At 46.4% G+C, this 9441-nt stretch carries 9 protein-coding genes; all 9 read left to right on the plus strand.

Annotated features, from left to right (window positions below; all coding sequences use genetic code 11):
* Nucleotides 1–22: 22 nt before the first annotated feature.
* Entirely contained in the window at nt 23–742 is a 720-nt protein-coding gene (locus DWX43_RS09535) for a radical SAM protein (RefSeq protein ID WP_118620140.1), read from the plus strand.
* Nucleotides 743–766: 24 nt separating this feature from the next.
* Nucleotides 767–1951: an iron-containing alcohol dehydrogenase gene (locus tag DWX43_RS09540; RefSeq protein ID WP_118620141.1), complete on the plus strand. Its 1185-nt coding sequence runs from the start codon at nt 767–769 to the stop codon at nt 1949–1951.
* Between the two features lie 3 nt (nt 1952–1954).
* On the plus strand, nt 1955–3379 hold the full coding sequence (locus DWX43_RS09545) for an L-fucose/L-arabinose isomerase family protein (protein ID WP_109731082.1): 1425 nt from the start codon (nt 1955–1957) through the stop codon (nt 3377–3379).
* Nucleotides 3380–3394: 15 nt separating this feature from the next.
* Nucleotides 3395–4351, plus strand: a complete 957-nt coding sequence (locus DWX43_RS09550; protein ID WP_181368654.1) for a carbohydrate kinase family protein — start codon at nt 3395–3397, stop codon at nt 4349–4351.
* A gap of 69 nt (nt 4352–4420) precedes the next feature.
* Nucleotides 4421–5419, plus strand: coding sequence for a LacI family DNA-binding transcriptional regulator (locus DWX43_RS09555; protein ID WP_109731084.1), 999 nt, complete (start codon nt 4421–4423; stop codon nt 5417–5419).
* 13 nt (nt 5420–5432) lie between these two features.
* Nucleotides 5433–6083, plus strand: a complete 651-nt coding sequence (locus DWX43_RS09560; RefSeq protein WP_181368655.1) for a DUF4867 family protein — start codon at nt 5433–5435, stop codon at nt 6081–6083.
* 43 nt (nt 6084–6126) lie between these two features.
* Nucleotides 6127–7086, plus strand: a complete 960-nt coding sequence (locus DWX43_RS09565; protein WP_109731086.1) for an aldose 1-epimerase — start codon at nt 6127–6129, stop codon at nt 7084–7086.
* 61 nt (nt 7087–7147) lie between these two features.
* The gene (locus DWX43_RS09570) at nt 7148–8485 is read left to right on the plus strand and encodes an extracellular solute-binding protein (RefSeq protein ID WP_109731087.1); all 1338 of its coding nucleotides are present in this window, start codon (nt 7148–7150) and stop codon (nt 8483–8485) included.
* A 94-nt stretch (nt 8486–8579) separates the two neighbouring features.
* Nucleotides 8580–9416 carry a sugar ABC transporter permease gene (locus DWX43_RS09575; RefSeq protein ID WP_118620142.1) on the plus strand — a complete coding sequence of 279 codons (837 nt, stop codon included), beginning with the start codon at nt 8580–8582 and terminating at the stop codon, nt 9414–9416.
* The last annotated feature ends 25 nt before the right edge of the window (nt 9417–9441 follow it).

Genomic DNA, 9441 nt, shown 5'->3' on the forward strand with positions numbered 1-9441 from the left:
GGCGGGGCTTATAGGAGGTATTATGGAAACGGGAAGGATATTCGATACAAAGGAATTTGCCGTTTACGATGGAGAGGGAATCCGCGTGACGTATTTCCTGCAGGGATGTCCGCTGAGATGTGAGTGGTGCCATAACCCTGAGGGGCAGCCGGTGGAAGGCGGCAGGACGGTTCGTTCCGTTGAAATCATAGATGAGATCAGGGATTATGCCGTTATGTGGAAAGGATGCACAGGTGGTGTGACTTTTTCGGGAGGCGAGCCGTTGATGCAGGAAGCTTTTCTGGCGGAAATCATGGATGGGATTGGTGATGTCTCAAAAGCGATTGAGACTTCGGCTGCCGTTCGGGGGCAGGTCTTTGAAAATATATGCAGGCGGGCCGACTTTGTGTATGTAGATCTGAAACTGATGGATGAAGAACAGCACAGACGGTATACAGGAATATCCAACAGACTTATTCTGGACAATATCCGGTGGCTGGCAGGAACAGATATTCCATGCACGGTCCGGATCCCCATGATACCGGGGGTGAATGCAACAGAAGAAAATTACAGGCAGACAGCAGAGTTTTTAGCAGGGCTTCCAAGGAAACTTCCAGTGGAACTTTTACCTTACAATACCCTGACAAGGGCGAAATACGATGCAATTCACAAGGAATATAGAATTAGTTTTGATGAAGAGGATGCTGTTTGCGAGGATACACAGATATTTACACGATATGGAATCCCATGTGGGATTTTATAAAATAAAAGAAAAGGAGTGATGGCTATGAAAAATTTTGAATTCCGGAACCCTACGAAAATTATCTTTGGAAAAGGGACGGAGAAGGAAGTCGGGAAAGAATGTGCCCGATATGCAAAGAAGGTACTTTTACATTACGGAGCCGGAAGCGTTATACGAAGCGGCCTTCTGGACAAAGTGAAAAAGTCTCTTGAGGAGGCACAGGTGGAGTATGTGGAACTGGGAGGTGTGAAACCGAACCCGAGGATCAGCCTTGTCAGAGAAGCTATTGAGCTTTGCAAAAAAGAAGAGGTTGGATTCATTCTCGCTGTAGGGGGCGGCAGTGTCATCGATTCCGCAAAGGCAGCTGCAATGGGAATCAAATACGACGGTGATGTGTGGGATTTATATGCTAAAAAAGCAGAACCAGTCGGAGCAGTAGGCGTAGGTGTTGTCCTGACGATACCGGCTGCAGGCAGTGAATCCAGCAACTCATCGGTTCTGTCCAATGAGGAGGAAGGGCTGAAACGTTCCTGCGATTCAGATGATATTTATCCGAAATTCTCTATCCTGAACCCGGAGATTACCTATACAATGCCGAGATACCAGATCGCATGCGGATGTGTGGATATTATGGCACATATCATGGAACGCTATTTTACACAGACACCGAACAATGGAGTATCAGACCGCATGGCCGAGGCACTTTTGAAGAACATGATCCATTTTGCACCGAAAGCTCTGGCAGAGCCGGAGAATTATGATTACCGTGCAGAAATCATGTGGAACGGGACACTTGCACATAACAATTTAATCAACTGCGGCAGACAGGCAGACTGGGCAAGCCATCCGATCGAGCATGAGCTGAGCGCGGAGTACGATATGGCTCACGGCGGCGGACTTGCAATCATCTATCCTGCATTTATGAAATATGTATACAGGCAGAGGCTTCCCCAATTTATCCGCTTTGCAACGGAAGTATGGGGCGTTGAGTATGACAGGGATGATGCGGAAGCGGCGGCATACGAAGGGATTGTCAGATTAGAGGCGTTCTTCCGGTCACTGGGACTTCCTACAAGACTTGAGGATGCCGGAATCGAAGCGGACGATGCTAAGTTACATTTCCTGGCTAAGCGCTGTGACAGAAATGAACTTGGAAAGGTCGGACATTTTGTAGAACTGGAAACAGAGGATGTAGAAGCTATTTATCATTTAGCAAAAAAGGAGGGCTAAGATATGCCAGAGTCAGTAGTAAAGATCGGATACGCAGCTACAAGGAGAGGCTGTTTTAATCACCCGGAGGGACATGAATTCCGCGAGAAAATCAAAGAAATGGTTTCCGGATGGGGGGCAGAACTGGTTGACATTGACGGTATTAATGACGAAGGACTTCTCGTAGAGCCGTCAGATGTGGCAAAAGCGGTAAAAGTTTTCAAGGATGCAGAGGTAGACGGACTCTTCATTGCAAACTGCAATTTCGGTGAGGAATCTGTTGCCGCTATGGTGGCAAAGGAAGTGAATAAACCTATCCTGCTTTGGGGACCGAGGGACAACACACCTGTACCTGATGAGGACCGCTACAGAGATACACAGTGCGGGCTGTTCGCGATTGGCAAGGCACTGCGCCGGTACAATCTGCCATTTACCTACATTCCGAATGTGGCACTGGAAGATCCGGTCTTTGAAAAAGGATACAAATCATTCGTGGCAGTCTGCTCCATCGTCAAGAATTTTAAGAAAACAAGAGTCCTGCAGATCAGTACCCGCCCACAGCCTTTCTGGAGCGTTATCTGTAATGAAGGCGAGCTGGTTGAGAAGTTCGGAATCGAGGTATTCCCGGTTACGATCCAGGATGTCAAGGATATGACAGAGGAACTGGAGAAAACAGACAGTCCGCTTGTAAAAGAAGCGAGGGCGCGTTTTGAAAACAGTCTCTGCCTCAAAGGGATCTCAGAAGAACAGCTTATGAACAGCGTCCGCCTCTATGTGGCTGTAAAAGAACTGTGCAGGATCAATGACTGCAATTCTGTAGCAATCCACTGCTGGGGACCGCTTCAGAAGGCAGTAAAATCAGCTACATGTACAGTGAACAGCCTTCTGACGGAAGAAGGAATCCCTGTTGCATGTGAGACAGATATACATGGCGCGATTACATCCATTATTCTGCAGTCAGCAGTATTCTGCACGAGATCCATATTCTTTGCAGACCTGACGATCCGCCATCCGGAAAATGACAATGCAGAGCTTTTATGGCACTGCGGAAACTTCCCGCCGTCACTGGCAAGGGAAGGGGCAGAGCACAAGGTAGAGCTTCTCTGTCAGGATCTGGGACCGATGCCGACACAGAACCACTGGGAGATTGAACACGGAGATATTACTGTATGCCGTTTCGATGGAGATCATGGCGAATACCAGCTGCTGATCGGTGAAGGCAAAGGCGTGGATGGACCGAAGACACGCGGTACATACAGCTGGTTCGAAGTCAATGACTGGCCGATGTGGGAAGAGCACCTTGTAAAGGGCCCTTATATCCACCACTGTGCGGGAGTACACGGCAAAGTAGCACATATCCTGTATGAAGCATGTAAATATATCGGCATAAAGGCTGATCCGGTCTCACCGACAAAGGAAGAGATTGAAGCATACTGGAGAAGCGTATAAAGCGGAGGAATGTATATGGACGTTGTAGGAGTAGGATACCCGGTGCAGGATATGCTTGTCCGGATTGAGCAGATACCAAAGGCACGTGTCCATGTCTTGTCCAAGATCCTTTCTTCCAGCTGGCAGGGGGGCGGCATGGTCTCTACAGGACTGGCCGCAGCTTCCGTGCTGGGGGCCAGGGCAGGGATTATCGGAGTAGTGGGAGGCGATCTTTATGGGAAAGCCTGTATCAATGACTTCAAGATGAACGGAGTGGATACGAGTCATTTATACGTAGATGAAGAAGGAACGACCAACTACACCATTGTTTTGACCGAGACATACACGAAAGAGCGCTGTTTCGTCGCGAATGACGGGAGTAAGAGGAATCTGAAGGCTGAAGAGCTGGATGAGGCATATATAAGCCAGGCAAAATATCTGCTTGTGACAGAAATGGATGAAATCAGTATTAAGGCTGCCATCATAGCCAGAGCGAATGGCGTGAAAGTTGTCATTGATGCTGACCTTTATGAAAAAAGAACAATGGATAACATAGAACTGATTGATGTATTCATTTGTTCCGAAGAATTTTATCAGGGCATGTTCGAGGATGAGGATTATATAGGGCACTGCAGGGAAATACAGGCAATGGGGCCGGAAGTGGCACTCGTAACGCTGGGCGACAAAGGATGCAGGGGCGTATATAAGGATACCGTCATCGACCAGAAGGCATTTACAGAGATAGACGTTGTGGATACGAATGGGGCAGGTGATGTATTCCACGGAGCATTCATATATGGAATGCTTCAGGGCTGGGAACCGGAGTATATCGCAAGGTTTGCATCTGCTGTTTCTGCGATCAAATGTACAAGGCAGGGAGGACGTGCAGGAATCCCGGATGCAGAAACGACCAGAAAGTTTCTGGAGACAGGCGTGATCGACTATACCGAAATTGATAAAAGGGTAGATATTTATAAAAAAGGCTTATTTTAACTCTCTTGTTTTGCAAATTTGAACGTTAATATATATAATAGAAGAAAAAAAAGAGAGGAAGCATCCATAATGAATAAAAGAAAAGTAACATTGAAAGATATCGCAGAAAAAACAGGGTTTTCAATCAATACAGTATCGTTGGCAATGAAGGGACAGAGAGTGAGTGAGGATACGAGGAAACTGATTGTGGAGACAGCAGAGGAGATGGGATATATCGGAAATGCCCTTGCAAGTTCCATGCGCTCCGGCCTGACGGGCACGATTGCCATCATAGTCGGAGATATTGCCAACCCGTATTTTGCGTCAATCATTAAGGGTGCTGTGAACTTATTAAGCGCACAGCAGTACAGTGCAATCATTTACAATACAGAGGAGCGGGAAGACTATGAGAAGAATAGTATCCTTTCCGCGCTCAGACAGAATGTAGACGGAATCTTGTATTGTCCGGTAGTAAAGGATGGACCGAATACAGAGCTGCTGGCAAAATCTAATATTCCGTTTGTGATTTTTGGAGGTATCAGTCAGAACCCGGAAATTAATACGGTGGGACTGGATGATGAGAAAGGCGGATATATTGCAACACAGTACCTTCTGGAAAGAGGGCACAGAGACATTGTGTTTTTAAACGGACCTGATTTTGCACACAGCAGCAAAGAACGTCTGAGTGGGTATAAACAGGCTTTACTGGAGGCAGGGATTCCTTACGATGAAAGAAAAGTACTGCACTGCGACCTGAAAAACGACAAGATGATATGGGATCAGGTGAAATACCAGTTGAGCCAGGTACTCGATTATACGGGAGTAATTACTTACAGTGATATGACGGCCATGCGGCTGTATTCACTGCTGGACAGCGAAGATTTTAAGGACAAAGCGATAAGTGCGCGGGATATTATAGGGTTTGATCATGTTATGGCGACATTTCCTTTACCGATAAAGATTGCCAGCGTGGGAGCGAAGGATATTAAGATGTCAGTTGTTGCTACGAGTCTTCTTTTGGACCTGATACACAAAACCTCTCAGGAGGTCAAGAAAATTGTGCTGGATGTAAAGGTGTATGTCCCATAAAAAAGGAGAAGAAATGGGACAGATATATGATATAACCAATGAGCGGTTTGCCCGTTATGGAAGGATTCTGGAAGGACTGCCGGTAGAGGAACTGATCCGGGTGGCCGGCAGCTTTGGCAGGGACTTTGACGGGGTGAAATATGAACGTTCAATTAAGGAACTGGAAGAAACGGAAGACTTCCGGTATATTGAACAATGGTTTGGAGGAGAAGGTGCACTTCAGTGCGGACTTTGCTGGGGACACAATATAAAAATGAATGCAGTGGAGTACCACCATTCTTCTGAAATTAATATCGGGGCGAAGGACATGGTCCTGATGCTGGGAGATCTGCGTGACGTAAAGGATAACCACTATGACTCTGAATTGCTGGAACTGTTCTTTGTCCCGAAGGGGACTGCAGTCGAACTTTTTGGAACGACGCTGCATTTCGCACCGTGCCAGACGAGTAATACAGGTTTTGCTACAGCGATTATTCTTCCGGAGATGACGAATGCTCCGCTAAGTGAAGAAACCAGAAAAGCAATCCCCCAGAGACAGGGCGAAGAGAGACTGTTGTTCGGTAATAATAAGTGGATGATTGCACATCCGGAGTGTGACGATGCAAAGAACAGCTTTGCTTACCCGGGCGTGACAGGAGAGAATCGGACAGTTGTAATTGAGTAAAAGCAAAAATATCCCAGACTGATATTGAGAAGGATGTGTTCGGATGAAGAAGCGATTTAATTATGAAACTATACATCACAGGGAATACGGGAATGTCATCGTACTGCGAAGTACGGATGAATCAGGAAAAGAACAGAAACTATATCTTGCGCCGGATTACGGCTTTAATCTGATCGGGTATGAAGCGGGACAGGAAGACCTGATTTATACCAGACCGGAAACATTGAGAAATGAAGGGTTTTCTGGAATTCCTGTTTTATACCCGACACCGAACCGTGTAAAGGATGCAAGGTTTCAGTTTAAAGGAAAGATATATTCAATTGAAAAAAACGGTGTGCCACGGTATCTGCATGGACTTGTGTACGATGAGAAATGGACGGCGGGCCAGCCGGAGTTTACCGAACAGGGCGTGAAGGTGTGTGCATGGATCGAGTTTAAAGAGGGAAGCGCCCCTTATCAAAGCTTTCCGTGGAGGCATACCCTGAAGGTATCATGGGAGCTGACAGTGAACGGGATACGGCTGGAATATGAGGTACATAATCAGGGGCAGGAGGAACTGCCGTTCGGATTTGCAATCCACCCGTTTTTCCCGGTATATGCATTTGGTGAGACAGCAAAGATACGGGTTCCTGCGAAGCAGGTATTTGAAAGTACACCGGACCGCTTCCCGACAGGAAAGATTCTTAAGACCGGGGGGACCGGCTTCGACTTAAGCAGGCCCCGCGAGGTAACAAGCCTTTCGCTGGATGACGTATATACCGGGTTAAGTGGTCAGGAGGCGGAAATCAGCTACGGCAGGAACCGGCTTGTATTATCTGCATCCAGTGAATTTGATAAGATGGTAGTATTTACACCGGAGGAAGATTTCTTTTGTCTGGAAAACCAGACCTGTATGACGGACGCGCATAACTTCTATAACAAAGGATATGAAAAAAGCGGTCTGATTATTGCAGAGCCTGGCAGCGTACACAGAGGATGGATCGAAATGACGGCATATATCTAAATAATATCAGGACAGGGGATTTTTGATAAAAAATGAAGTGCGATGAAAGGGAGGTATTAAAATGAAAAGAAGAGATTTATTCTCAAAAATTGCAGCGGCAGCACTGTGCGTAACGATGAGCGCGGCTCTGATTGCCGGATGTGGATCGGGATCTGATTCTAAAGATGAAGATAAGAATTCCGGTAAAGGCGGCGGAAAAACCGAGACTGTAGAGATTCTGACACAGTTCGGAGAGGCCGGCAAGAAAGCCGGGCTGGAAGCAATCAGCCGGGAAGTGGAAAAAGCACATCCGGAGTACAAGTTTGAAATTATCTGCCTGTCTTATGACAAGTATGTAGAGCGGCTGAAACAGGAAATGTCTGCTGGCGACCCTCCAAGTATTTTCACAGGACGTCCGAAAGAATTCCCCGAATTTGTCAAGGCAGGACAGGTGTATGACCTGACAAATGAGGACTTTATCAACGACTTTGATGAAAAACTCCGCGCAGAAGTAACACTGGACGGAAAAATATGGTCCGTACCATATGATAAAGAAATCTACGGTGTATTCTATCGTCAGGAGCTGCTGGATAAGTATGGCCTGGAGATTCCGACAACCAAAGCAGAATGGATCAAGGTATGTGATACCTTAAAAGAAAACGGTGTAACACCGGTTGCCTTTGGCGGCGCAGACACAGATCCGTGTAACTACACACTGGAGACTTTCTGGGATGCAGCCCTGATTGCGGGAGGCAATACCGATGCAATCCAGAAGGTTATGGACAAAGAAATTTCAATCAAAGATGTTCCGGAATTCAAGCAGGCATTGAAAAATGCATATGAGATGCTGATTCCATATATTGAAGTAAATGACATGAGTATCACCAGAGATACTGCATATGAGAACTTCTGCTCAATGGACCGTGCTTTTACAATTCACGGAAACTTCTGTGCAAGCATCCTGCGTGAAGGCGCACCTGACGGAGAGATCGGAATATTCCCGGTTCCGTGGGGCGATGACAAGTCAACAGATAAGCTCCGCTACGGTGTGGATGATGCCATGATGATCGCTGCAGAGGGCAATACGGAAGCAGCGCTGGCCTGGATGAAATATGCAACTTCAGCAGAAGGCCTAAGCATATGGGCGGATAACAGCAAGTCTTATTCAGCATCAAAACTGGTTGCTGAAATTGAGAATCCAGATCCGATCAACCAGGATATTAACAAATATTTTGATAACGGTGAATATTATTTCAAAGGCGACCTTAAATATTTTGACGGAAGTTACCTGTCAGAGTGGCAGAACATGGCTCAGAAATTCTTTTCAGACGGACTCGCAGCTTATGGTGACGGGAAAGATTCCGAAGAATTTGTAACAGGCTTCCTCGATGAAGTTGATTCCAGATTTTCCGCTTTTTAAGGGCATCTGGTTTTGAAAGCTTCCGCTGCCCGGCAGGGTGTGCCAGACAGGTTCTGCGGGCAGGCGGACGGCTTGGGAAAGGAACGGTGGAAGTATGAAGCGGTATTGGAAAAGAGAACGGGTTTATTTACTATTTTTGCTGCCAACGGTACTATTCATGATTGTTTTCCTGTACTATCCATTAATCCGTGGCATCCCGATTGCCTTTACAGACTGGGACGGGTTCAGCAAGACTTCGAACTTTGTCGGACTGGATAATTTCAAGCGTATCCTGCGTGATATCAATATCCCGAGGGATTTAAAGAATACACTCCTGTTTACAGCGATTGAAACTGTCATCTGTAATGTGATTGGGCTCGCTATGGCACTTGCGGTAAAGAAAGCAACCAAGTTAAACAACCTGTTAAGAACATTGTTTTTTATGCCTTTTGTAATCAGTCTGGTTTTATCATCATATATGGTACAGTACCTTATCTACCAGGTATGCCAGACCTTCTCATGGACCAGCCCTCTGGCTGTGCCCAGCCAGGTAATTCCGGGTCTTGCCCTGATTGCCATATGGCGTGATTCCGGATACTGTATGATTATTTACATAGCGGCTATTCTGGGTGTAGATGAAAGTATGTATGAAAGTGCCTCTATAGAAGGGGCGACAAGGTTCCAGCAGTTCAGAAAAATCACGATGCCGATGATAGTACCTGCATTTACAGCCAACGTAACGCTGCTTTTGTCCTGGGGACTGAAGTTGTTCGATTACTCTATGACAGCGGTAAAAGGAGATGCATCAGAGTCCATCAATGTCTATGTATACAGGATGATCTTTCCGGGATATCAGGCTGGATACGGGCAGGCGGTCGCACTGGTATGGCTGATTGTCGTATTTATCATTACTAACTTTGTATCGAAAACATTACGAAAGAAGTCCAGCTAATAAATGTCAATAGTTAAATGAAAAA

It is taken from the genome of Clostridium sp. AF19-22AC (assembly GCF_003479085.1).
Lineage (GTDB): Bacteria > Bacillota > Clostridia > Lachnospirales > Lachnospiraceae > Faecalicatena_A > Faecalicatena_A orotica.

Excerpts from the sequence above, each read along its gene's own strand:
- DWX43_RS09550 (WP_181368654.1), top strand. The coding sequence starts at position 3,395 with ATGGACGTTGTAGGAGTAGGATACCCGGTGCAGGATATGCTTGTCCGG.
- DWX43_RS09545 (WP_109731082.1), top strand. The coding sequence starts at position 1,955 with ATGCCAGAGTCAGTAGTAAAGATCGGATACGCAGCTACAAGGAGAGGC.
- DWX43_RS09535 (WP_118620140.1), top strand. The coding sequence starts at position 23 with ATGGAAACGGGAAGGATATTCGATACAAAGGAATTTGCCGTTTACGAT.
- DWX43_RS09540 (WP_118620141.1), top strand. The coding sequence starts at position 767 with ATGAAAAATTTTGAATTCCGGAACCCTACGAAAATTATCTTTGGAAAA.
- DWX43_RS09560 (WP_181368655.1), top strand. The coding sequence starts at position 5,433 with ATGGGACAGATATATGATATAACCAATGAGCGGTTTGCCCGTTATGGA.
- DWX43_RS09565 (WP_109731086.1), top strand. The coding sequence starts at position 6,127 with ATGAAGAAGCGATTTAATTATGAAACTATACATCACAGGGAATACGGG.
- DWX43_RS09555 (WP_109731084.1), top strand. The coding sequence starts at position 4,421 with ATGAATAAAAGAAAAGTAACATTGAAAGATATCGCAGAAAAAACAGGG.
- DWX43_RS09570 (WP_109731087.1), top strand. The coding sequence starts at position 7,148 with ATGAAAAGAAGAGATTTATTCTCAAAAATTGCAGCGGCAGCACTGTGC.
- DWX43_RS09575 (WP_118620142.1), top strand. The coding sequence starts at position 8,580 with ATGAAGCGGTATTGGAAAAGAGAACGGGTTTATTTACTATTTTTGCTG.